The sequence below is a fragment of the Lysinibacillus sp. FSL K6-4013 genome (assembly GCF_038630435.1).
GTDB classification, from domain to species: domain Bacteria; phylum Bacillota; class Bacilli; order Bacillales_A; family Planococcaceae; genus Lysinibacillus; species Lysinibacillus boronitolerans.
Genome location: NZ_CP152031.1, coordinates 1,273,435 through 1,296,503 on the forward strand (window position 1 = coordinate 1,273,435; position 23,069 = coordinate 1,296,503).

A 23,069-nucleotide genomic window follows, 5' to 3' on the forward strand; every position below is an offset into this window, starting at 1 on the left:
GGGATGGAGCGTTATATACAAATGTCGGATGAACAATTTGTCTTCACTCGAACATTGGAGCCTTCAACGCCATGTATAGGACATATTCACATTTTGCATGGCATGGCAGAGCACAGCGGTCGCTATTTAACATTTGCGAAAACACTCAACGCAGCAGGCTATGTTGTGACGATGCACGATCACCGCGGGCATGGTGAAACGGCAGCATATAATGGGACATTGGGCTTTTTTGCTGAAGAAAACGGCTTTGAGCGTGTTGTAAAAGATGCTCATGAAGTGATTACACAACTCCACGCACCATATCCTAATGTACCTTTTATTGTCTTTGGCCATAGTATGGGTTCTTTTATTACTAGACGCTATATCCAATTATACGGAGAGCAAGTAGACAATGTTATTCTCTGTGGCACTGGGAATGTGACAGCCTTGCATGCTGTAGGAAATCTAGTAGCCAAAGCTTTAGCTAAGGGACTAGGGAAAGAAACTGAAAGTAAGCTGTTAAATCAACTGAGCTTTGGTAGCTTTAATAAGCAATTTCCGAATCCAAAGACTGCCTATGATTGGTTATGTTCAGTACAACAAGAGGTGCAAAAGTATATAGACGATCCCTATTGTGGCTTCATTCCAACGAATCAATTTTTCGTTGATTTGACAACCGGCTTTGCGACGCTAAATCGTAAAAAAGAATTAGCAAAAGTAAGAAAAGATCTTCCTATTCTCTTGATAAGTGGCAGTAAAGATCCAGTCGGTGAACAGGGGCTAGGAGTTTATAAAGTTGCTGAGCAATTGGTAGCGATAGGTGTAGAGGATGTAACGGTTTATTTATTCGAGGAAAAACGACATGAAATTTTAAATGAAGACAATCAAGAAGCGGTCTTTCAAGTTTTATTACGGTGGTTAGAAAAATATGATAGAAACTAAATTGCAGCAGGCAGAGGTCGTAGCAATAGTAGGACCGACTGCCTCTGGTAAAACGGCTTTAAGCATTGAACTGGCAAAAAAATATAACGGTGAAGTCATTAATGGTGATTCCATGCAAGTTTATAAAGGGCTCGATATCGGTACAGCTAAAATTACTGAAGAAGAGATGGAGGGCGTTCCACATCATTTACTAAGCTTTTTAGAGCCAACAGAATCTTTTTCAGTAGCAGATTATCAAAAATTAGTACGTGCGAAAATCACGGAAATTCAAGCTCGTCAAAAATTACCTATAATAGTAGGGGGCTCTGGCTTATATGTACAGGCTGTCCTCTATGATTTCCAATTTACTGATGAAAAAGTAGATGAAGAAGCACGTAAAGCCTATTATGAGGAATTAGCAAAGCTTGGCCCTGAGGCAATGCATGATAAATTAAAACAACTCGACCCTCAAACAGCGGAGACAATCCACCCAAACAATACACGACGTGTTATTCGTGCTTTAGAAATGCTGGAATTAAGTGGTGTATCAAAAGCAGCAGAAGCGCAAAATCGAGGGGAAATGCCTCTTTACAATCATGTTATTTTAGGTCTAGGTCAAAACATGTCCCGTGACGTGCTATATGACCGTATTAATCGTCGGGTTGATTTAATGATGGAAAATGGTCTTCTGCAAGAGGTGAAGGGATTATGGCAGCAAAATATCCGAGGTGTGCAATCTATACAAGCCATTGGGTACAAGGAATTATATGATTATTTAGATGGCAAATGTACCTTAGAGGAAGCCATTGATAGCTTAAAACAAAATTCCCGTCGCTATGCAAAAAGACAACTTACTTATTTCCGCAATAAAATGGATGTTCATTTTATTACGCCAGATGAACGATTATAAGAATAAAGAAAAATTTCTAAAAATTACTAATTGATAAATTGGTAGAACGTGCTACTATAGGAATGAAGAGGTAGAAAGTTAGTAGGGAGGCTATTTGATGAAATCAATCAATTTGCAAGATACGTTCTTGAACCAACTACGTAAAAACAGTGTTTTTGTAACTGTATTTCTATTAAACGGATTTCAGTTAAAAGGGACCGTGAAATCATATGATAATTTTACAGTATTACTATTAGATGCTGAAAATAAGCAGCACCTAATCTACAAGCATGCCATTTCTACATTCGTTCCAGCAAAACAAATAGAGTTTTTAGAGACAGACGTATAAAAAGATTGTAAAACAGTTAGTGTTCTCCACACTGGCTGTTTTTTTTGCTACAAGCTATAATGATAGTGGAATTTGATATTTTGGAGGACGAAGTTAATGAAAACAATGGAAACAACAGAATTATTAGATCTTTTAGATGCAAATGAGGACCTATATATTATCGATGTTCGTGAAGAGGATGAAGTAGCACATGGTATGATCCCAGGCGCTCAGCATATTGCACTTGGAACAATCCCTGAACGTTTAGAGGAATTAGATATAGAAAAGCCATATATTATTGTATGTAAGGCTGGAGCTCGTTCTGCCAATGCGTGTGCTTACTTAGAAGCACAAGGATTTGATGTAACCAACCTTGAAGGCGGCATGCTGGCTTATGATGGAGAATTAGAATTTAAATAAAGTGTGAGTAAAAAAGAAAGAGTTCCTTATCTTGGAATGACAACTTCCAACTCGATTAAAATTAATAGACCAGACATATTATACACATAAATATGTTTGGTCTATTTTTTTGTTTTGTTCGTTCTTAACTAACAGAGCAGTTTAATGGAGTGTCATATAAAGGGATTTCTCCAAAATTAAATCTTTCATGAGTTGAAAATTTATTTGATACTTAGTAAGCCTAGTTTAATAGCTGTTACAACAGCACCTAAACGAGTTTCAGCATTTAATTTGCGAATAATAGAAGATATATGATATTCCACTGTTCTCCTACTCATACCTAATTCTAAACTAATCTCATTATTGGTTTTGTCCTCAGCAATACGCTCTAAAATCTCATATTCTTTAGGTGTTAACTTTATCATATGTAATACTCCCCCCTATTTATTTTCAGAAGATATCGTATCAACAAATTCCATTTTATTCTATATTCTGGATAAAAAATACCGTTTAATCAAATGTAAAAAGTGACAATTTTTCAAAATAATAATTAAAATTTCACTATGATTGCGGAAAATACGGATACCTCATTTGAGAAGTTTTGTTAAATTTGAACTACAAAACAAATTAATATTTACATATTAGTACCTAATAATTAATTGTTTTGTTGTAGTTATAAGCGGTTTGAGGAGGTGAAAAAATGCTCAAGAGAATTAATCATGGTTTTAATAGTGCTATTTCTAAATCTAAATGGTGTGTTTTTTGTGATGCAAAAGATTATTGCAATAAGTGTGATGCTATGGATTGGGGATGTGCTGGAGGCTGGGAAACTTGTTTTAGAAAAGATACAGACGGTTAAAACAAGTGCTTAATATTTTGCAATGTAGAGTAAAATCATTATTTACTCTACATTGTATCAAAGAAATGGAGGGTATTTATGATTGAATCTATGGAGAAAAAAATTAAAGTATCAAGTTTTAAAGAGTTAGAAGTTAATCATAAAAAATATATTTATGTACCGAATACTAATGGTTTATTTGAAATAGATGATATTGTTTATTCTATTTTATCAAGTGACAACAAAAGCATAGTGGAAGTTTTTAATCAATTAAAAGAAAAAATAGCAGAAAATGAATTTAATAATATTATTCAATCACTAATAGAAAATAGGATTATCAATGATACTACTGAAAGTAATGCTGTTAACGAAGAAAATGTTAAAAACATAAGTGCACTCACATTAATGATGGTGCAAGAATGTAATTTACGATGTAAATATTGTTACGCTGGTGACGGAGAATATAACGAAAAAGGTAGAATGTCTATAATGACAGCAAAATCAGCAATTGACTATTTGCTAGAACAGTCAGGTGATCGTGATGATCTATCCATTGTATTTTTTGGGGGTGAACCTTTATTAAATTTTCCAGTAATTAAGCAAGTAGTAGAATATGCAAATCACAAAGTAAAATTACATAATAAAAAAATAGGCTTTAGTATGACCTGTAATGGAACGTTAATAAATAAAGAAATCACAAAATTTATTTTAGACAATAACATCGCTGTTCAAGTAAGTGTTGATGGGACTAAAAACGAGCATGACACAAATCGCTTTTATGGAAATAAAAAGGGAAGTTATGATGTTATTTTAAACAGAACAAAAGAATTAAGGGAGCAAAAACAATTAGGAGTTAGGGCAACCATTACTCCGAATAATGTTGATTTGGTAAATATATATGAGCATTTATTCGATTTGAATTTTAGAAGTATATATGCTGCCCCAGCTATGCAGATGTTTACAGAAGATCAATTCATTGAATTGTCTAAAAGTTATAATGAATTAATTTATTATTTCGAGTATTTAGTTAATAGAAGAGAATATTCTAAAGCAGTCAAACTCAATAATATAATGAAGAATTTAGAACGTATTCATATTGGACACGAATCAACATATTTTTGTGGTGCAGAGGTTAATTTTTTAGCAGTTGATATTAATGGTGATTTATATCCTTGTCATCGTTTTGTCAATAATAAAGAGTATAAACAAGGAAATATTTTTGAAGGGACCTACTCAATTGCTAGGTCAAAATTTTTAGAAGAAGCACATGTTTCAAATAGATTAAATTGTACTAAATGCTGGGCAAAAAATTTATGTGGGGGTGGGTGTCACCATGAAAATTTAGAATCAACAGGTAAAGTAACGACACCCCCTTTACATTATTGCATTTTAACACAAAAGCAATTAGAAGCTACCTTGCATTTATATTTACGTTTATCAGATGAACAAAGAGAATTATTATTAGAAAAGAAAAATACAAGAGAGTTTGTTAAAAATGGAAATCAAAATTAAAAATTTAACAAAAATTTATAAAAATATAAAGGTACTAGATAATGTCTCCTTAGAAATTCATAATGGTGTATTTGGTTTATTAGGGGAAAACGGAGCAGGAAAAACAACATTGATGGAAATAATCTCTACATTACTTCCATTTGATGACGGAGAAATTGAAGTTGCAGGGCTAAACGTAAAAAAAGAACCACTTAAGGTTTGTGAAATATTGGGTTATCTTCCCCAGAAGTTTGATTTTTTTCCAAAGGTTACTTTAGAAGAGTCATTTGATTATTTATGTAAATTAAAAGGAATGAATAATAGCGAAAGCCGAAAACAGGAAATAAACTTAAGACTTCAAGAGGTGGGGCTATTAAGCGAACAAAAAAAATATATTCAAGAACTTTCGGGTGGTATGAAACAAAGATTTGGCATTGCTCAAGCTTTAATTGGTAATCCCAAAATAATACTCATTGATGAACCAACAGTAGGTTTAGATCCTCATGAGCGCATTTCCTTTCGAAATTTAATTACTCGGATTAGTCGAGATAAAATCATTCTGCTTTCAACACATATTGTACAGGATATTGCTTCTACATGTAAAAATTTGATGGTGCTACAAAAAGGAAAAGTGAATTACTTCGGTAGTACAATAGACCTTATTAATAAAGTTCGAGGGAAGGTATGGCTTTATAATATTTTAGATGATGAAATACCTCATGTGGATTTATTTGTATCTTTACAAGATAAAGGCAGCAGTATTGAGATTCGTTACATTGCAGATAATCCGTTACAAGGAAGTATATCGACAGAGCCTACTTTAGAGGATGCATATATTTATATAAATAGAAAAGAGTTAACCGTATGAGAGAATTACCTTTTTTAATAAACTTTGAATTAAAAAGACTCATAAAGAGTAGAGCTATTTCCGTCTTTCTTATACTTATAATGCTGGTTCTTCCAATTATAATGAATAACTTAGACACTCAGGAAACGATTATTGAGAAATGGTATGGAACACTTCAGTTACAAATGGTATTTTTACTTATTTTAATACCGAGTATGGTTTCATATGTTTGGAAAGGGTATCTTCAATCATTTGAAAGAGCAGTCATCCTACTAAAATTGACAAATAGAGCGATGTATATAGTTGGAAAAATCGTAGCAGTTCTTCTTTTTGTTTCAGTTTATCTATTTTTCTTCTATGTAATTTTTTTTATTTTTTATGCAAATAAAATTCCTATTAGCATTTTATTAATTACATTGTTTCAAGTCTTCCTTTCTATTTTCTACAGCATTACCTTTAGCTTTTTCATTTCCTTTTATTTGAAACGTACTGTATATCTACACATTTTACTAATAGTATATTTGGTATTCAGTATTTATTTAAATTCTCCTTATTTTTCTATATGGTTTAATCCTGATTATATACAACATCAAATGACTGATCTGCTATTTAATGTAAAGAGAAGTATTTTTCTAAGTATTGGCATACTATTTATGTTTGGAAATGTGTTGCTATTTAAAAGAAGGGTGAATGACAAATGAGAGATATCTTTTTATTTTGGTCGAAAGTGGTCTTACGAAGTGATTATTTGTTGACTTATTATGCTATCGTCATTCTATTATGTATCTCTCAGTACTTCTTTACAGTCAGTGATGCGCAAGCATTGATTCCTTTATATGGGATTTTCTCAAGTGTATTAACGATTCAAATTATAACTTTGCATCAAAGATATCATGTAGAGAAATTTTTAATGATTTCCCCAATATCAAATGGGAAGCTTTTATTATGGCAATGGGTTTTCAGCTTTATTCTGACCACCCCTGCCATTATGTTATTAGTTGGTTTTGTAAAGTTTGTATATGTAGAGACACCAATATATAAAATTCTACTTATCGTTTTTGTTTTTCAGCTATTTACTATATCCATTCCATTTTTAATGGCAACAATTTTTAAAAATCAAGCCGTGTCTATAATTTTAATTGTCATCATTTATTTTTTACTAATGTTAATGCATGGTTATAGACTAGAAACGATTCAATATATAGCTCCTACTCTTAACTTTATGTATCCAGATTTCATTCATTATTTAAATGTTATAGGTGTTTTATCCATTTGTTTGTGTTCTATATCGTGCGCGATTTTATTCAGCAGGAGGGCCACAAATAAAACGGAAAAGTGGGTTGCTGGAATTATGACCAGTATGATGCTTTTCGTTCTATTAAGCTTACATTTTTATAATGGATATAAAGAAGAGGAGCTGTTAAATAAACCTTATCAAAATTATCAATATAACGGGCTAACTGTCCAATATAAAGGTGTGAGTATAGAAAAAGTGGAGAATTATGCGAATGTTTATAAAGACATTACTCAAATAATGGAGAGCTTCGGTGTCCACAACATTCCGTATCACACGCTGAAAATAACGAGAGTTTTTAGCCTTCCAGATAACAATAGTTTAGAAAATATTATTAGTAGTTCTGGCGACATCATTGAAATACGCCCGTATTCTAATAAATTTTTTGAATTTAATTATGGCTATAATATTACGGAAGACATGATAAATACATTAATGGGCGAACAGTGGGAAACCAAGGAACAAACTAATTGCTATGAGGTTTTAAAAAGAACGATCGAGCAAAAGGTTATATACACCAACAAAAGCATGCTCTTTAGTGAGGCGAAAAAGAAGTCAGTAGAAAACTTGCTCATTAGTAATGAAAAAGATCCGTATATGGAAAAGTTTCTACATATATTACAGGAAGAGCCGAAAAATGCTTATCTGTATATCAAAAGGTTATAAGAAAACCTTAACTAAATCAGGGAGATAGAGTATTATTTCATGAAAATATTAGGTGAGGTATTTAAGTATACAAAGCCATACAAAGCAAAATTATTTCAAGTAAATATTTTGATGGGTATTTCAATGATTTTAAGTATAGTACACCCCCTTTTATTTGGTAAATTTATTGATTCTATAACAGTAAAAGATCTCAATTCAGCATTCCTCATTATAGTGTTTATGGCTTTTTTGTTTCTGTTTAATTTATTTTTTAAAGTAATCCAAAAATATTATTTAACGAAATTTGCCTGCTATCTACAAATGGATATTAAATTAAAAATAATAAAAAGAATTATGGCTATGGACATGGATGAGTATCAATTAAAAGCAAAAGGTGAACTGATGAATAAAATAGAAAATGATACAAAGGCATTTTCTGAGGTAGTATCAGAGTTTTTAAATATTGTTATAGATTTTATCAGTATAATAATTGTGTTAATAATATTGATCAATCTAAATTTTATTTTAGCTAGTATTTTATTCATAGCTTGTCCTTTAGCACTTATCATTTTTAAATATTATGGAAAAAAAATAAGGATGATGGATACTGCCATCAAAAAAGATTTAGATTCTTATTTAACCTATCTGGGAGAATTACTGTCATCATTTAAATTATTTAAGATATTTAATAATGAGGTAAACGCCATAGATAACTATCAAAAGAAAATTACCTTATTATACAAAAATACTCTTGATAAAATGCGTTTAAGCATAAAATCAGGATCAATAATAGAATTAATAAACTTTACAAGTTATTTGATTATCCTTATTATAGGTGCCTACTTTATTTATAAAGGAAGCCTCACGTTAGGAGTATTAATAGCATTCACAACCTATGCCAATAACTTTAGTCAGTCATTTTTAAGATTTTCCCAACTAAATTCATTTTTACAAGAAGCAATTGTGTCTGTAAATAGAGTGAAAAACTTAATGGAAGACAATAAATATCAGCTAAGGAAATTAGAAGTACCAGACTATGTAAATTCATCGCATCATTTTAATAAAGATAAAATAGTATTACGGAATGTAAGCTTTACCTATACTAATGCATTTTCTCCAGTTTTAGAAAATATAAATTTCCAAATACCTTTGAAGAAAATTGTATTGATTAAGGGAGAAAGCGGATCAGGTAAATCGACATTATTGAATATATTATCAGGTTTATACATTAATTATCAGGGTGAAATATTTCTATCCAATCAGAATATTAGATATATTCCTATTGATGTTTATAGAAAAAGGGTATGTTTGGTAACGCAAGAGCATTTTATAATGACAGGGACAATAAGGGAAAATTTGTTATTAGCAAAGCCGAATGCAACAGACGAAGAATTAATTCAAATTTGTAAAATGGTTAACATTTATTCATATATAGAAACGTTAGACTATAAATTTGAAACGCTTATAGGGCATAATGGGCTTGAATTATCTACTGGGCAACAGCAAAGACTTTCAATAGCAAGATCGCTTCTAAGAGATGCGGATATCTATTTGTTTGACGAGATTACTTCTGCGCTTGATAAAGACAACCAAATAAATATAGAATCATTACTTTTATATTTAAATAAAGAAAAACAAAAGACTGTTATATTGGTTACTCATCACCCTGCTTTAATAAATGAAGCAGATAAAATATTTGAAGTTGATAGGAATCAGGTGAACGAGAGGGATTCATTTGTTGTGACAGGTTCTTGATAAGCCTATATTGTTTGAATAGGTGGTGGTACTAAGTTAACACTCAAAAAATTTTTATCTATTGACACTAAAAAAGTTGTAAAGTAGATTTAACATAATTACATAAAAGCAATAGGTGCCCACTAGGGAGAATAGGGAATAAAGTGAAAAGCTTTAGCGGACCCGCCACTGTATAAGGAAGTTTCATAGTGTATGCCACTAGCGAATTGCTGGGAAGGTACTATGAGATGTTGAACTTGAGCCAGGAGACCTGCCTACTTGCTTTAGAAGATATAGATGATGGAAAAGTCTGTAGTTTATTTGTCATGACAATAAACTACAGACTTTTTATTTTGTCTTAATGAGAACGAGAGGAGAAATAATTATGCCATTATTACAAGACACGATTGAAAACATTCAAGGGGTTGATATGAAAGGTATGGAGCAAGCTAGAAAGCGGATTGATGCGCTTTGTAAGCCCCCAGGTAGCTTGGGTAAACTAGAATCACTTGCCGTACAGCTCTCTGGTATAACAGGACAATTATATCCGACGGTTGACAAAAAGGTGATGATTGTTTGTGCTGCAGATCATGGTGTATGTGAGGAAGGTGTAACCACGAATCCGCAAGATGTTACAGTCTTTCAAACATTAAATTTTCCTAAGGGGGGGACAGGCGTTTGTGCAATTGCGCGCATTACCAATGCAAAGGTGGTCACAGTAGATGTTGGGGTAAAAGCAGATATTCCACTTGATGCTGGTGTCATTATTCATAAAATTAAATACGGTACAGATAACATGGCACAAGGTCCAGCTATGTCCAAACAAGAAGCCATTCAATCGATAGAAGTAGGAATCCGTGTGGCCACTGAGGAAATCATACAAGGTGCTGATGTACTTGGTACAGGGGAAATGGGTATTGGCAATACAACACCAAGTGCTGCGATATTAGCTGTTCTGACTGGATGTGACCCTATAGAAGTAACAGGGTTTGGGGCAGGAGTTGGCCAAGGAGGCATTGCCTATAAAGCGGCGATTATTGAAAAAGCAATTACCTTAAATAAGCCTAATCCAAAAGATGCTATTGATGTTCTGGCTAAGGTAGGAGGATTAGAGATAGGGGCGATGACAGGTATTATTCTTGGGGCTGCAGTTCATCGTAAACCAGTGGTTATTGATGGATTTATTTCGACTATAGCTGCCCTCATTGCTTATAAGCTCGAACCAAAAGTAATCGATTATATTATTCCTTCCCATGCTTCAGAGGAGCCAGGGGCAAAAATTGCCGCTGCATTACTAGGTATTGAACCGATGTTGCACATGAATATGCGTTTAGGCGAAGGTTCTGGAGCAGCCTTAGCCTTTCCTATTTTAGATGCAGCTTGTTCAATGATGAAAAACATGGTGACATTAGAAGAAGCAATGCAGTTGTTAAAAAGATAAGCTAAGTTAATGTCTTCTTCAATCATATAAGGAATGAAACCCATAAAAGATTATTATTAGACAAAAAATAAAATAGCCAATGACTTAATTTTTGGTCATTGGCTGAATAGTATTTATGCACGATTTAACTTACGTAATGGCAAGCGCCACTTCATCGTATAGGAAAGAATACGTAACGCAGTAATTACCGCGAATAAAATATAAAGGAAAATGTCCCCTGTAAAAACCTCGAAGCCGATTAGTAGTCCAGCAAGAGCTGCCCAAACACCATAAACTTCATCACGGAGAACTAATGGTTTTCTTCTAGCTAATAAATCACGCACAATGCCACCACCTGAACCTGTTAACACAGCAGCTACAACTACAGCACTAACAGGCATATCCAGCTTGACAGCATAAAGTGCGCCTTGAATGGCGAACGCTGATAAGCCAATCGCATCTGTGAAGTTACCCCAACGATGCCAATGTTGAATCAGATGATGCGGAAAAATAAAAAATATCGTAATCGCAGCCAGCGCAATTTGAAACATCATATCCTGTCCCCATAGGGTTGTGACAGGTAGCCCGATGAGTAAATTTCGAATGGCTCCTCCACCAAAAGCAGTGACAATACCAAGTATATATACACCAAATAAATCGTATTCTTCTTCCATGGCAATAATTGCCCCAGAAATAGCAAAGGCAATTGTTCCTATGATACTAAAAACCTCCCAAGCCATCCCTTTCACCCCTTCTATCAATAAATAAACTTTTTAAAGTTAAAAGACTATTTTACGTAACAGAATCTATGAATTTAATAGCCAAAATCGGTCATTAAATACGCTTCTCGAAATAAGTCCGCACATTAGCTTAGCGTAAAATGCTCTTAGAAACAATAGGCAAGTTTTACAGGTGCACATACAAATTGATAAAATGTGATTAAAATAAAGAAAACATTCGTCAAAAGCGTTCATATACCAGTAGTTGGTTAGGGTAATTCTAGAGTGATTGAAGTCAATTTAGATAGTCAATAAATGTTACTGATTGAAATGCGAGACATTGTGAAATGGAGAAGAAAGAATGACGTTTACATCAAATTTATCAATACAAACGCTATCGTTAGCGACAAAAATTGAGGAGCAAGTTCGGCCATATCATGCCAAGGTAGAAGAAATGGCGTTTTACAATCAGCAGAAGGTGCTAGCAGCGTTCAGAAAGCATCAAGTAGGTGATTATCATTTACATCCATCAAACGGCTATGGCTATGATGATGAGGGACGGGATAATCTAGAGCGTGTTTATGCAGAAGTATTTGGTGCAGAGGCAGCCATAGTTCGACCACAAATTATTTCAGGCACACATGCAATCACGCTTAGTCTATTCGGTGTTTTGCGTCCTGGTGATGAGCTGCTTTATATTTCTGGTCAGCCATATGATACATTGCAATCCATTGTCGATGGTGGTGATAAAGATACAGGTTCACTGAAGGATTATAAAATCGGTTATCAACATGTGGATTTGCTAGATAATCAGGCCATTGATTGGGCAGGTGTTGAAGCAGCCATTACAGCACAAACCAAAATGATTGCGATTCAACGTTCAAAAGGCTATGCAACACGTCCATCCTTTACAATTGAAGAAATTGCTACTATGTGTGCAAAGGTACGTAAATTGGCCCCAGAAGCTGTTATTTTTGTAGATAACTGCTATGGCGAGTTCGTAGAGGCACAGGAACCTACAGAGGTCGGTGCTGATTTAATGGCAGGCTCGCTCATTAAAAATCCTGGCGGAGGCTTGGCTAAAATTGGGGGCTATATTGCTGGCCGAGCAGATCTAGTGGAGAAATGTGCCTATCGCATGACTTCTCCAGGGATTGGTGCCGAAGCGGGAGCCACATTAAATACACTAGGTGACTTTTATCAAGGGTTTTTCCTGGCACCACATGTAGTATCGCAAGCATTAAAAGGTGCAATTTTTACAGCTGCAATGTTAGAGGAAATCGGTATGAGCACTTCTCCGAGCTATCATGCGAAGCGTACAGATTTAATTCAATCAGTATCTTTTCAAACAGCACAGCAAATGATAGCCTTTTGTCGCGAAATACAAGCGAACTCACCGATAAATGCCCATTATGCTCCTGAACCAGCCTATATGCCAGGCTATGAAGATGATGTCATCATGGCGGCTGGAACATTTATTCAAGGGTCCAGCATTGAGCTGACAGCGGATGGCCCAATACGACCACCCTATACAGCCTTTATTCAGGGCGGACTAACATATGAACACGTTAAATTTGCTATTTGCAGTGCGGTTCAAGCTATTCAAAAATCATAATAAGACAATAGATAAAGCCTAAATATGAATAGTTTTTTACAATTTTCACTCGGATTGAAAAAAATAGTACCAACCATGTTAGGTTACCTTACATGGTTGGTTGACAGTAAAAAAATTTCGTTATATGATAAGCGGGTATTGGAGGAGGACTTAAATGAGTCGTGAAATTAGACGAACTATGCCGTTATTATCGATGAGTATTGTGATGCAATTAACAGAGCTTTCGGCAAGACAAATTCGTTATTATGAAGAACACCATTTAATTGAGCCGCACCGAACAGAAGGCAATCGACGTATGTTTTCACTAAATGACGTCGATACATTGCTTGAGGTTAAAGACTACTTAGAACAGGGTATGAATATGGCGAAGATTAAAAAAATATTTGCTAAAAAGAAAAATCCTGTTGCAACAACTGATGAGCAAGACTTAAGTGATTCAGAATTACGACAAATTATGCGCGAAGAAATGCGTCAAGCACAGCGCATGCAAAAATCGTCCATCCGAAGAGGGGATTTATCTCGATTCTATTAATAAATAGGGTAGGGTAAACATAAAAGCTAGACAAATTATAGGAGTGTGGAAAACTGTGGGTAAATACACAAAAGAGGACATTAAACGTCTCATCGAAGAAAAAAACGTAAGCTTTATTCGTTTACAATTTACAGATATTCTTGGCACTATCAAAAATGTTGAGATTCCTGTAAGTCAATTAGACAAAGCACTGGAAAATAAAATGATGTTTGATGGCTCATCTATTGAAGGTTTCGTTCGAATCGAAGAATCTGATATGTATTTATATCCTGATCTTGATACTTTCGTAGTATTCCCTTGGACTTCTGAAAAAGGGAAAGTAGCACGTTTTATCTGTGATGTATACACTGCGAAAGGCGAACCGTTTGCTGGTGACCCACGTAACAACCTAAAACGAATTCTTAAAAAAATGGAAGAAATGGGCTTCTCAAGCTTCAATTTAGGGCCTGAGCCAGAATTCTTCTTATTCAAATTAGATGCAAAAGGCGAACCAACCTTAGAAGTAAATGACCATGGTGGTTATTTCGATTTAGCGCCAACAGATCTTGGGGAAAATTGCCGTCGTGATATCGTGTTAGAGCTAGAAGAAATGGGCTTTGAAATTGAAGCATCACACCATGAGGTAGCTCCAGGACAACACGAAATCGACTTTAAATATGCTGATGCTGTTACTGCGTGTGATAACATCCAAACATTCAAATTAGTGGTTAAAACAATCGCTCGTAAACATGGCTTACACGCTACATTTATGCCAAAACCACTATTTGGTGAAGCAGGCTCTGGTATGCACTTTAACGTGTCGCTATTTAAAGGTAAAGAAAATGCATTTTATGATGAATCTACAGAATTAGGTCTTTCTGAAACAGCTATGCAATTCATGGCGGGTGTTCTTGCACACGTACAAGGTTTCACAGCTGTAACAAACCCAACAGTTAACTCTTATAAACGTCTAGTACCAGGTTATGAAGCACCATGTTATGTAGCATGGTCTGCACAAAACCGTTCACCATTAATTCGTATTCCATCTGCGCGTGGCCTTTCAACTCGTGTTGAAGTACGTTCTGTAGACCCTTCTGCAAACCCATATTTAGCGATGGCTGTTATTTTAGAAGCAGGTCTTGAAGGTATTCGTCAAAGCCTAACTCCACCTGCTGCTATTAACCGCAACATCTATGTGATGTCGGAAGAAGAGCGTCAAGCAAATGGTATTGAAAACCTGCCTGCAGCACTTGATGATGCACTAACATTACTTGCTAAAGATCAAGTAGCACAGGAAGCACTAGGTGAGCATATTTATGCAAACTTTAAAGAAGCAAAAGAAATCGAGTTCGATATGTACCGTACAACTGTTCATCAGTGGGAACGCGATCAATATTTAAAAATGTATTAATCATAAAGATACCGAGTCCCTGATAAAGGTGACTCGGTTTTTTTCTGAACATATATTAGGAACGATGGGGTCATATGACAACCCCATCGTTATTTTAGTATTAGCGCATACGTTTATGATGGTGTGGCATAGGCATATGGCAAGGGTTAGGTGGCATACCGCACATTGTATGTGTTTCACAGCATTCATTCACGACAGATTCTGTGCATGGGAAATAGTACTGATGATCAATCATATGTTTGTTGACTGTTGTAACATGTGCAGGTTGTACGTGTGGAACAACCGTATGGATATAATTTGTGCGTACATATTGCTCTGGTGGTAAAAATTGTGGTGGATCATATTGCATTGGCATCATTTGTGGCGGACAGCAGTGTGGACCTTTTGCCGGATGGCGTCTTCGTTGAAACATGTTATTACCTCCTGTTTTGATAAGTTGTAGTTCATTATTAAGATATGAGATATACGTCGATAGGGTCTATTTATTTGCCTATTAATGCATAGGTAAATCTAACAAGTAACTAAAATAGTAGAAAATCTATAATCAATTTGCCTACGTCTTTGAGTGAAATGAAAGCATGACATATTGTTGAAAAAAGATGATGTCAACGGCAGGAAAAGCAATTTTGCGGGCGAGGCGTTTTCCGTTCCATCATTGTCCTTTCCAAAGGGCGATGATCCTCCCCTCAATCATGCTGCAAAACTTCTTTCATACTAACAGTAGTGAACAAAATAGCACATATTTTCGAAGTGAAAAGTAAAAGCCTCTAACAACCATCCACTTGCTTTTTTTCAACGCGATGAATAGGTTTTTTAAATAACGTTCTTCCTAGCGGCATAATGTAAAATAAATTTTTATTGAAAAAGTATGTTTTTTGAAAAAATATATATTGTCAATAAAACAATCGTACAGTATACTCTTTAATTGATAATGATTATCGTTATCGATTATTTCTTAGGAGGAAATGTATGCCAAAATTATCACTGCAGAAAAAGAACTTTTTTGTACTGTTCACACTACTATTAACCTTCGCGTTATTATTAGTTGGGTGTGGGGAGAAAACATCGAACTCCAGTAGTTCACAAGAGAACGACAAAGCAGAAGAAAGTAACACAGAATCAAAATCTTCTAGTCGTGAGATTACACATGCAATGGGTACTACAACGATTGAAGGCACACCTACAAAAATCGTTACACTATATCAAGGCGCAACAGATGTTGCAGTAGCTATGGGCATTAAGCCAGTTGGGGTAGTAGAATCTTGGGCTGAAGCGCCTGTTTATAATTATATGAAGAATGAGCTTGATGGCGTTGCAATTGTAGGACAAGAAACACAACCAAACCTTGAAGAAATTGCAAAGCTTAAACCAGATTTAATTATTGCTTCTAAAGTACGTCATGAAGAAATTTATGATCAGTTATCGCAGATTGCTCCAACAGTTGCTCATGAAACAGTTTTCGATTTCAAAGGAACAGCTGAAATGATGGGTCAAGCAATGAATCAAGAAGATAAGGTGAAAGAATTACTTGGCGATTGGGATACGCGAGTAGCTGATTTCCAAACAAAAATCAAAGAGAAGCTTGGCGATAAATGGCCATTCCATGTTTCTGTTGTCAACTTCAGAGCAGACCATGCTCGTATTTATGTGACAGGTTATGCGGGTTCTATTTTATCTGAGCTTGGATTCCAAGGTCCTAAAAATTTAACAGATGATTCTTTAGAAATTGTGAAGCTAACGGACAAGGAAAGTATTACCCAAATGAATGCTGATGTTATTTATATGTTTATGGAAAATGATGAGACAGTGAAAAAAACTTATGAAGATTGGACAAACCATCCACTTTGGAAAGAGCTTGACGCAGTGAAAGCGAATCAAGTTTATCAGGTAGATGAAATCAATTGGAATCTAGCAGGTGGTATTACTAGTGCTAATTTAATGCTAGATGATATTTATGACAAGTTTGAATTAGAAAAATAGAGAATGAAGGATGGGCTGTTAAAAGTGTTAGAGAATACTTGAATAACAGCCCTCTCATTGTAGTGTTTGAGCATAATTGAAACCTACATAAGATAAATTGTGGATCAAGAAAGTTGGCATAACATGAGAATTATTCTTTCCAGTAGACCGATGAAACAAGTAGGTTTACTCATCAGCTGTTTGATTCTTTTGCTGGCATTTATAATCAGCATAGCTATTGGTCAAACGTCCATACCTTTTTCGTCAATCTATGATGCTATTTTTCATTTTGATGCTGCTAATAAGGAGCATGTCATTATTCGAACATCTAGATTTACAAGAGCTGTGATCGCTACAGTAGTTGGCGCAAGCCTTGCCATTGCGGGTGCATTAATGCGAGCATTAACAAGAAATCCTTTAGCAGCTCCTGATATTTTAGGTATTAATGCAGGGGCCATATTTTTTATTGTCAGTGCTATTACTCTTTTTTCCGTTCAGTCTTTAATGAGCTATATGTGGATTGCCTTTTTAGGGGCAGGTGCAGCGGGAGCAATGGTTTTTTTCCTAGGCTCATTAGGAAGAGATGGGTTAACACCGATAAAAATAGTATTAGCTGGTGCAGCGATTACAGCTCTATTTGTCTCGTTTACGCAGGGGCTTTTAGTCATCGATGAACAAGGTTTACAAAGTGTCCTGTTTTGGTTAGCAGGTTCTGTATCGGGGCGTAGTATTGAAATGCTTGTGCCTGTCCTACCGTTTGTTTTAGGAGTGACAGTTGTGGCAATATTTATGGGGCGTTCAATCAATATTTTACAATCAGGAGATGATATTGCCAAAGGATTAGGACAACGAACAATGATCACGAAAATCACGCTAGGCATAATTATTATCATACTTGCAGGTAGTTCAGTAGCTGTTGCAGGTTCAATAGGCTTTATCGGCTTGATTGTCCCTCATATGGCGATCCATCTTGTTGGCACGGATTATCGCTGGATTATTCCCTACAGTGCCGTGTTGGGAGCAATATTGCTACTGTTGGCTGATATTGCGGCAAGATATGTGATTATGCCATTGGAAATGCCGATTGGTGTCATGACTGCCTTAATCGGAGCTCCTTTCTTCATTTATATTGCACGAAAGGGGTTAGCAAAAAATGCCTAATTATGTGACAGTACGAACGAAATCTAATCGTATATCCTTTCAAATTGTTAAAAGAACGGCTTGGATACTATTACTATTAAGCTTGTTATTAGTCATCATAACGGTTCTGGGTTTATCTGCTGGTAGTGAGTTTATTCATCCAGTGACAGTGGTGAAAGAATTGTTGGGCTATGGGAATGGAGATTATGATTTTGTCTTACATACATTAAGGCTCCCGCGTGTCTTAATGGCCTTATTAGTTGGTGCTGCGCTGGGAGTTGCCGGTTTAATTTTACAAGGAATTATTCGTAATCCTCTTGCTGCCCCAGATATTATTGGTGTAACGAGCGGAGCATCGATGGGTGCAATTATTTTTATCGTGTACTTTATGGGATCAGTCAGCATTCAATTTTTACCGTTAGCTGCTATATTAGGTGCTGGTATTGTCTCCTTCATCATTTATCTACTGTCATGGAGAAAAGGAGTCACACCCATTCGTATGGTATTAATTGGAATTGGTATCTCGGCCTTAGCAAAGGCAGTTGTGACGATGCTGCTTGTGATCAGTAATGTAGCCGCTACAACGAAGGCTTATTTATGGCTGACAGGTAGTTTGTATGGGGCTAATATGCAGGATGTCTATTTGCTATTACCATGGCTAGTCATTTTAGTGCCACTAACATTTATTTTAGCAAGAACGGTGAATGTGAAGGAATTAGGCGATGAAATAGCGATAGGGCTAGGCGTAAAAGTACAAGTGTATCGTGTACTTTTTCTACTCATTAGTGTCATGCTAGCTGGTTCTGCAGTAGCTTTTGCTGGTGGCATTGCCTTTGTTGGATTAGTGGCTCCTCATATGAGCAGAATGCTTGTAGGGCGTTCCTTTGCAGGATTAATTCCTGTGACAGCTATTATAGGTGGAATCATTGTCATTGTAGCTGATATTGTGGCACGCACAGCCTTTTTACCAAAGGATTTACCTACAGGAGTCTTTACTGCTGCAATTGGCGCACCATTCTTTATTTATTTATTATTTAGAACGCGCAATCAATAAAGCTCCATGTTAAAAAGTTAAAAGCGGGAGAAGAAGGTGACAGGATTTTGAAAAATGTCTTAGAAGCACAAAATTTACATGTAAGCTATGGAGAAAATCTTATTTTAGAGGATTTGAATCTTCAAATACCAAAAGGAAAAATTACAGTACTAGTTGGGGCCAACGGTTGTGGAAAATCTACACTACTTCGGACATTTGCACGACTACAAAAAGCGAAGTCGGGTGAAATTTTTTTAGATGAGAATAAACTAGAGGCCATTTCAACGAAAGAGGTGGCGAAACGTTTAGCTATTCTGCCGCAGGGCCCTGTTGCACCAGAAGGATTAACTGTTCAGCAATTGATTAAGCAAGGTCGTTATCCACACCAGAGCTGGTTAAAGCAATGGTCTACGGAGGATGAAAATATTGTAAACAATGCGCTTGCAGTAACGCAGATGACTGAATTTGCCGATCGTCCAGTAGATGCATTATCAGGTGGTCAGCGGCAGCGTGTATGGATTGCTATGACATTGGCTCAAAAAACAGATCTTATTTTACTAGATGAACCTACAACTTATTTAGATATGGCTCATCAAGTAGAAATTTTAGATTTACTATTTGATTTAAATGACAAAGAAGGGCGTACCATCGTTATGGTATTACATGATTTAAACTTAGCCTGTCGCTATGCCCATCATATTGTGGCGGTGCGTAATAAACAGGTTTATGCCCAAGGGAAGCCAGAGGAAGTGGTGACAACAGAGATGGTCCAGACTGTTTTTCGTATGGATTGTACCATTATTAAAGACCCGCTCTTTGGTACACCTTTATGTGTGCCACATGGCAAGGGGCGAACAGTTCAATCAGTGGAATTAGAGGAGGTAGGGATCTGTTGAGCCTCACACTGTCAGCTGAAGAAACATCCGTGTTACTAAGAGACTATCGATTGGCGATAGAGCCTGCAGTAGATGCTACATACTCTTTATATGCCAAAAATTTATTGGACAATGAACAAGCTCTAGATTATTTACAAAAAATTGCCCATTTCTTTCAATCGCCCTCTATCCTAGTTACGGCATCGTTATTTGCGAAGCGCTATAGTGTCTTAACGATAGCTTCAGCATTCTATGCTATGTCCAGATACGATAAAGGACTACATTGCAGAATTGAAAATATGTGGGTAGAAGCGGAATATGCAAAACCTTGGCTTCCTACTATTCGGCTAATTGATCGCACAGTGTCAATACCTACTGAAGACCGTGAAAAATGGCGTGATGAGGTTCTTAGAGAAATCTTTGCGAATAATTTAGCGAAGGTTTGGCGGTCATTAGCGAAAATAAGTAAAATCCCAAAAACAATCTTATGGGAAAACACAGCTATTTATGTGAATTGGCTCTATGAAACAAAAATAGGGGAAGGGGCCAGCGAGCAAGAAAAGGCTCGTATACAAGAGGATTATCACTATATTGTAAACCTAGCACCAGGCTCCATTTTTGGAGAAAGGAAAAATCCTTTGACGAACTACTGTGGTCCTAAAGTGAAAATTATGGAATCGGAGCAACCTGTACGCTTGAGAAAAACATGTTGTTTCTATTATCATACCTCTGATGAAGCAAATGATTTTTGTATCTCCTGTCCAAAAATAAAAAGATGATCATAACACAAAATCTCTAACCACCAAAAGTGAGTAAACACTTATATCATTTCATAAGTGTTTATTCACTTTTATGTTGATCATCAATACCTGCCAATAAATAAGGAATTACAGGTTTGATAAATTCTTCGGGCTGTATCTCCTGATTGCTAGTTCTCCATTCTATAGAAGCCCCATAGATTCCCCAGCTTAATATTACAGCAGTCATTTTTAGCGCTTCGTTCTCTGTCGCTGCATTTTGTTTCAATAACATTTTGTAAAAGATAATTTCAAGCTGCTCTCTAATAATTCGAGCAATTGTCTCTTCATAGCCTCTATGACAACGATTAGACAATGACTTTTGAAAATTAGTTATCGCTTTAAAGAGAATAATGAAAGCGCCTTCATTAAGTTCGTTATACTGTAGAAAGTCATCATTCAAATTAATTAATAATACTTCTGACAGTACCTTCTCTAACAAATCATATATATCTTCAAAGTGATAATAAAAAGTCGCACGATTAATCATGGCCTCTGTCGTAATATCCTTAACCGTTATATCCTTGAACTCTTTTTTACTAGAAAGTGCAATGAAAGAATCCATGATTAATTTACGAGTCCGTATAACACGAAGATCTGTCTTAGATGAGGTCATTACTTAGCACTCCTTTTTAAACAATTTCTTAAAAGTGTTGTATAAACAACAATTCAAATAAATTATTGGTTTAATGATGGTTTTATTATGAATAAAATACAACTGTAAGGCAAATAAGAGAGTTATATATTTATTCTTAACGAAAGTAAGAAAAGGGGATAGTCAATTGAAGAATCATCCAATGGTTTGTGATTTAGAGACAGGTGTATGTGGAGTAGCTAGCGAGGATGAATTGGGGATGATTGATTTTAATCAACCAAAGAAATCCGTTGAAGTATACTATGTAACTGATCCAATATGTTCTCATTGTTGGGCACTCGAACCCGTTCTTCGACGCTTTATAGAGCAGTACGGACACTATTTTAACTTTCATACGATTATGGGAGGATTACTAGAAAAATGGGGTGATGGTCCAGTAGACCCTGCAAATGGAATATCAGGACCTGCGGACGTGGTAGGACACTGGAGAGAAGTTGGAGAATATTATCGCATGCCAATAGATGGAACAGTGATGATGAATAATCCAGTGCAATCATCCTATCCGCCATCTCGTGTTTTTAAAGTGATTCAAAAAAATCAGCATGATGCTACAGCATTTGAATATTTGCGCAGAGCAAGAGAAGCGTTATTCATATTTAATCAAAATATTGCAGAGGAATCCGTTATGATTGACATTGTAAATAAGCTGGGGCTTGACGGAGGGGCTATTGTACATGAATCAGAACAAACAAGCGGGCAACAGTTATTAAATGAAGATTTTGATCTTGTAAGAAATCTAGGCGTAAGAGGATTTCCAACTATTATTATGATGAATGAGGATAATAAAGGCTTAAAAATTGTTGGTGGACGTCCATTTGTAAACTATGTGGAAGGACTAAAACAAGTTCTCAATTTTGAAGAGCTGCAACCAAAACAACAGCCATCTCTTTTAAGCTTACTTGAAAAAGAAAAACTTCTATTTTCCAAAGAAATTGAAGTCATGTATGATTTGGAAAAGTCAGAGGCTATAGCTTATGTGAAAAAAGAGCTTTCATCAGATCAATATGAAATGAAGGAAATGCTCGGTGAATGTTATATTACTACTAAATAATGAGGAGAATGGCAATGACATACGTATTACAGGTAGATTTTAAATTGGATGGACCATTTGGTGATGAGATGGCAGAAGCGTTTTCTGATTTAGCAAAAAGTATTTATGAAGAGGAAGGACTTTTGTGGAAAATTTGGACAGAGAGCCCTGAAACAAACGAAGCAGGCGGCATCTACCTATTCGAATCTAAACGCACAGCTGAACAATATATAGAAATGCATTCCAAAAGGCTAGTTGAATTTGGAATCACTACTATCAACGCAAAAATCTTTGCTATCAATTCAAAACTGACTGAAGTCACGAAGGGTCCAGTAAAACAATTAAAAAAAGCTGATGCATAGTAGAATTGCTAGCTAAATCAAAGGAGTCTAATTTCTAATTAAGAAGTTAGACTTTTCTATATTTAAGGATGAATAAATATTCAGAATATTGTGAGGTTGAACCAAATATGTTGTAGCGTTTACAATAGTTTTATAACACGTTTATGGTATAAAAACATGAATAATGTGAGTGTTATT

25 protein-coding genes and 1 riboswitch are annotated in these 23,069 nt (G+C 35.5%); of the genes, 21 read left to right on the forward strand and 4 right to left on the reverse strand.

Going from position 1 to position 23,069, the window contains the following annotated elements; translation table 11 throughout:
• Nucleotides 1-3: 3 nt before the first annotated feature.
• The 4 genes from MHB39_RS05985 (at nt 4) to MHB39_RS06000 (ending at nt 2,537) form a co-directional block, all read left to right on the forward strand.
• The gene (locus MHB39_RS05985) at nt 4-921 is read left to right on the forward strand and encodes a lysophospholipase (RefSeq protein WP_342546005.1); all 918 of its coding nucleotides are present in this window, start codon (nt 4-6) and stop codon (nt 919-921) included.
• Nucleotides 908-1,810 carry a tRNA (adenosine(37)-N6)-dimethylallyltransferase MiaA gene (gene miaA / locus MHB39_RS05990; protein ID WP_342546006.1) on the forward strand — a complete coding sequence of 301 codons (903 nt, stop codon included), beginning with the start codon at nt 908-910 and terminating at the stop codon, nt 1,808-1,810. The genes MHB39_RS05985 and miaA overlap by 14 nt, the downstream gene beginning before the upstream one ends.
• Before the next feature lie 97 nt (nt 1,811-1,907).
• Nucleotides 1,908-2,138 carry an RNA chaperone Hfq gene (hfq, locus tag MHB39_RS05995; RefSeq protein ID WP_036080261.1) on the forward strand — a complete coding sequence of 77 codons (231 nt, stop codon included), beginning with the start codon at nt 1,908-1,910 and terminating at the stop codon, nt 2,136-2,138.
• Between the two features lie 96 nt (nt 2,139-2,234).
• Nucleotides 2,235-2,537 (forward strand): rhodanese-like domain-containing protein, encoded by a 303-nt coding sequence (locus MHB39_RS06000; RefSeq protein ID WP_036080258.1) that lies wholly within the window; start codon nt 2,235-2,237, stop codon nt 2,535-2,537.
• A 200-nt stretch (nt 2,538-2,737) separates the two neighbouring features.
• Here MHB39_RS06000 and MHB39_RS06005 read toward each other — a convergent pair whose 3' ends face one another.
• Complete coding sequence (locus MHB39_RS06005) at nt 2,738-2,941, reverse strand: LuxR C-terminal-related transcriptional regulator (RefSeq protein WP_016991965.1); 204 nt, start codon at nt 2,939-2,941, stop codon at nt 2,738-2,740.
• Nucleotides 2,942-3,216: 275 nt separating this feature from the next.
• Here MHB39_RS06005 and MHB39_RS06010 point away from each other — a divergent pair, with 275 nt between their 5' ends.
• The 7 genes from MHB39_RS06010 (at nt 3,217) to cobT (ending at nt 10,806) form a co-directional block, all read left to right on the forward strand.
• Nucleotides 3,217-3,375, forward strand: a complete 159-nt coding sequence (locus MHB39_RS06010; protein WP_342546007.1) for a freyrasin family ranthipeptide — start codon at nt 3,217-3,219, stop codon at nt 3,373-3,375.
• Nucleotides 3,376-3,453: 78 nt separating this feature from the next.
• Complete coding sequence (locus MHB39_RS06015; RefSeq protein ID WP_342546008.1) at nt 3,454-4,866, forward strand: radical SAM protein; 1,413 nt, start codon at nt 3,454-3,456, stop codon at nt 4,864-4,866.
• Nucleotides 4,850-5,713 (forward strand): ATP-binding cassette domain-containing protein, encoded by an 864-nt coding sequence (locus MHB39_RS06020; RefSeq protein ID WP_036080252.1) that lies wholly within the window; start codon nt 4,850-4,852, stop codon nt 5,711-5,713. Before MHB39_RS06015 ends, MHB39_RS06020 begins: the two co-directional genes overlap by 17 nt.
• Nucleotides 5,710-6,393, forward strand: a complete 684-nt coding sequence (locus tag MHB39_RS06025) for a hypothetical protein (RefSeq protein WP_342546009.1) — start codon at nt 5,710-5,712, stop codon at nt 6,391-6,393. The genes MHB39_RS06020 and MHB39_RS06025 overlap by 4 nt, the downstream gene beginning before the upstream one ends.
• Complete coding sequence (locus MHB39_RS06030) at nt 6,390-7,652, forward strand: hypothetical protein (RefSeq protein WP_342546010.1); 1,263 nt, start codon at nt 6,390-6,392, stop codon at nt 7,650-7,652. The genes MHB39_RS06025 and MHB39_RS06030 overlap by 4 nt, the downstream gene beginning before the upstream one ends.
• A 39-nt stretch (nt 7,653-7,691) precedes the next feature.
• Nucleotides 7,692-9,386 (forward strand): ABC transporter ATP-binding protein, encoded by a 1,695-nt coding sequence (locus MHB39_RS06035; protein ID WP_342546011.1) that lies wholly within the window; start codon nt 7,692-7,694, stop codon nt 9,384-9,386.
• A gap of 96 nt (nt 9,387-9,482) precedes the next feature.
• Nucleotides 9,483-9,659: riboswitch (cobalamin riboswitch) on the forward strand.
• A 91-nt stretch (nt 9,660-9,750) separates the two neighbouring features.
• Entirely contained in the window at nt 9,751-10,806 is a 1,056-nt protein-coding gene (gene cobT, locus MHB39_RS06040; protein ID WP_342546012.1) for a nicotinate-nucleotide--dimethylbenzimidazole phosphoribosyltransferase, read from the forward strand.
• Nucleotides 10,807-10,919: 113 nt separating this feature from the next.
• Here cobT and MHB39_RS06045 read toward each other — a convergent pair whose 3' ends face one another.
• Entirely contained in the window at nt 10,920-11,525 is a 606-nt protein-coding gene (locus MHB39_RS06045; protein ID WP_016991976.1) for a trimeric intracellular cation channel family protein, read from the reverse strand.
• 340 nt (nt 11,526-11,865) lie between these two features.
• Here MHB39_RS06045 and MHB39_RS06050 point away from each other — a divergent pair, with 340 nt between their 5' ends.
• From MHB39_RS06050 to glnA, 3 genes are all read left to right on the forward strand, one after another.
• A complete protein-coding gene (locus MHB39_RS06050) occupies nt 11,866-13,119 on the forward strand; it encodes a methionine gamma-lyase family protein (protein ID WP_342546013.1) in 1,254 nt (417 codons plus the stop codon).
• A 154-nt stretch (nt 13,120-13,273) separates the two neighbouring features.
• Nucleotides 13,274-13,651: a MerR family transcriptional regulator gene (locus MHB39_RS06055; protein WP_004225812.1), complete on the forward strand. Its 378-nt coding sequence runs from the start codon at nt 13,274-13,276 to the stop codon at nt 13,649-13,651.
• Between the two features lie 55 nt (nt 13,652-13,706).
• A complete protein-coding gene (gene glnA, locus MHB39_RS06060; RefSeq protein ID WP_004225810.1) occupies nt 13,707-15,041 on the forward strand; it encodes a type I glutamate--ammonia ligase in 1,335 nt (444 codons plus the stop codon).
• 100 nt (nt 15,042-15,141) lie between these two features.
• On the opposite strand, the gene MHB39_RS06065 is transcribed toward glnA, so the two are convergent.
• Nucleotides 15,142-15,453, reverse strand: a complete 312-nt coding sequence (locus MHB39_RS06065) for a CotD family spore coat protein (RefSeq protein WP_342546014.1) — start codon at nt 15,451-15,453, stop codon at nt 15,142-15,144.
• Between the two features lie 557 nt (nt 15,454-16,010).
• Here MHB39_RS06065 and MHB39_RS06070 point away from each other — a divergent pair.
• From MHB39_RS06070 to MHB39_RS06090, 5 genes are all read left to right on the forward strand, one after another.
• Nucleotides 16,011-17,021, forward strand: coding sequence for an iron-siderophore ABC transporter substrate-binding protein (locus tag MHB39_RS06070; RefSeq protein ID WP_221680437.1), 1,011 nt, complete (start codon nt 16,011-16,013; stop codon nt 17,019-17,021).
• Between the two features lie 123 nt (nt 17,022-17,144).
• A complete protein-coding gene (locus MHB39_RS06075) occupies nt 17,145-18,161 on the forward strand; it encodes an iron ABC transporter permease (protein WP_342546015.1) in 1,017 nt (338 codons plus the stop codon).
• The gene (locus MHB39_RS06080) at nt 18,154-19,194 is read left to right on the forward strand and encodes an iron ABC transporter permease (RefSeq protein ID WP_337976152.1); all 1,041 of its coding nucleotides are present in this window, start codon (nt 18,154-18,156) and stop codon (nt 19,192-19,194) included. The genes MHB39_RS06075 and MHB39_RS06080 overlap by 8 nt, the downstream gene beginning before the upstream one ends.
• 47 nt (nt 19,195-19,241) lie before the next feature.
• Nucleotides 19,242-20,069, forward strand: a complete 828-nt coding sequence (locus tag MHB39_RS06085; protein WP_342546016.1) for an ABC transporter ATP-binding protein — start codon at nt 19,242-19,244, stop codon at nt 20,067-20,069.
• Nucleotides 20,066-20,827, forward strand: coding sequence for an IucA/IucC family C-terminal-domain containing protein (locus MHB39_RS06090; RefSeq protein WP_221680441.1), 762 nt, complete (start codon nt 20,066-20,068; stop codon nt 20,825-20,827). Before MHB39_RS06085 ends, MHB39_RS06090 begins: the two co-directional genes overlap by 4 nt.
• A 61-nt stretch (nt 20,828-20,888) precedes the next feature.
• On the opposite strand, the gene MHB39_RS06095 is transcribed toward MHB39_RS06090, so the two are convergent.
• On the reverse strand, nt 20,889-21,461 hold the full coding sequence (locus tag MHB39_RS06095) for a TetR/AcrR family transcriptional regulator (protein WP_257521348.1): 573 nt from the start codon (nt 21,459-21,461) through the stop codon (nt 20,889-20,891).
• 166 nt (nt 21,462-21,627) lie between these two features.
• Between MHB39_RS06095 and MHB39_RS06100 the strand changes: the two genes are divergently transcribed.
• Nucleotides 21,628-22,551, forward strand: a complete 924-nt coding sequence (locus tag MHB39_RS06100; RefSeq protein WP_274772041.1) for a DsbA family protein — start codon at nt 21,628-21,630, stop codon at nt 22,549-22,551.
• 14 nt (nt 22,552-22,565) lie between these two features.
• Nucleotides 22,566-22,892: a monooxygenase gene (locus tag MHB39_RS06105; protein ID WP_274772043.1), complete on the forward strand. Its 327-nt coding sequence runs from the start codon at nt 22,566-22,568 to the stop codon at nt 22,890-22,892.
• Nucleotides 22,893-23,069 lie beyond the last annotated feature (177 nt).

Bases quoted from the DNA above. Each gene is read 5' to 3' on its own strand.
- MHB39_RS06000 (WP_036080258.1), top strand. From the start codon at position 2,235: ATGAAAACAATGGAAACAACAGAATTATTAGATCTTTTAGATGCAAAT.
- hfq (WP_036080261.1), top strand. From the start codon at position 1,908: ATGAAATCAATCAATTTGCAAGATACGTTCTTGAACCAACTACGTAAA.
- miaA (WP_342546006.1), top strand. From the start codon at position 908: ATGATAGAAACTAAATTGCAGCAGGCAGAGGTCGTAGCAATAGTAGGA.
- MHB39_RS06095 (WP_257521348.1), bottom strand. From the start codon at position 21,461: ATGACCTCATCTAAGACAGATCTTCGTGTTATACGGACTCGTAAATTA.
- MHB39_RS06070 (WP_221680437.1), top strand. From the start codon at position 16,011: ATGCCAAAATTATCACTGCAGAAAAAGAACTTTTTTGTACTGTTCACA.
- MHB39_RS06055 (WP_004225812.1), top strand. From the start codon at position 13,274: ATGAGTCGTGAAATTAGACGAACTATGCCGTTATTATCGATGAGTATT.
- MHB39_RS06030 (WP_342546010.1), top strand. From the start codon at position 6,390: ATGAGAGATATCTTTTTATTTTGGTCGAAAGTGGTCTTACGAAGTGAT.
- MHB39_RS06080 (WP_337976152.1), top strand. From the start codon at position 18,154: ATGCCTAATTATGTGACAGTACGAACGAAATCTAATCGTATATCCTTT.
- MHB39_RS06010 (WP_342546007.1), top strand. From the start codon at position 3,217: ATGCTCAAGAGAATTAATCATGGTTTTAATAGTGCTATTTCTAAATCT.
- MHB39_RS06050 (WP_342546013.1), top strand. From the start codon at position 11,866: ATGACGTTTACATCAAATTTATCAATACAAACGCTATCGTTAGCGACA.
- MHB39_RS06105 (WP_274772043.1), top strand. From the start codon at position 22,566: ATGACATACGTATTACAGGTAGATTTTAAATTGGATGGACCATTTGGT.
- MHB39_RS06025 (WP_342546009.1), top strand. From the start codon at position 5,710: ATGAGAGAATTACCTTTTTTAATAAACTTTGAATTAAAAAGACTCATA.
- MHB39_RS06035 (WP_342546011.1), top strand. From the start codon at position 7,692: ATGAAAATATTAGGTGAGGTATTTAAGTATACAAAGCCATACAAAGCA.
- MHB39_RS06020 (WP_036080252.1), top strand. From the start codon at position 4,850: ATGGAAATCAAAATTAAAAATTTAACAAAAATTTATAAAAATATAAAG.
- MHB39_RS06075 (WP_342546015.1), top strand. From the start codon at position 17,145: ATGAGAATTATTCTTTCCAGTAGACCGATGAAACAAGTAGGTTTACTC.
- MHB39_RS05985 (WP_342546005.1), top strand. From the start codon at position 4: ATGGAGCGTTATATACAAATGTCGGATGAACAATTTGTCTTCACTCGA.
- MHB39_RS06065 (WP_342546014.1), bottom strand. From the start codon at position 15,453: ATGTTTCAACGAAGACGCCATCCGGCAAAAGGTCCACACTGCTGTCCG.
- cobT (WP_342546012.1), top strand. From the start codon at position 9,751: ATGCCATTATTACAAGACACGATTGAAAACATTCAAGGGGTTGATATG.
- MHB39_RS06005 (WP_016991965.1), bottom strand. From the start codon at position 2,941: ATGATAAAGTTAACACCTAAAGAATATGAGATTTTAGAGCGTATTGCT.
- MHB39_RS06015 (WP_342546008.1), top strand. From the start codon at position 3,454: ATGATTGAATCTATGGAGAAAAAAATTAAAGTATCAAGTTTTAAAGAG.
- MHB39_RS06045 (WP_016991976.1), bottom strand. From the start codon at position 11,525: ATGGCTTGGGAGGTTTTTAGTATCATAGGAACAATTGCCTTTGCTATT.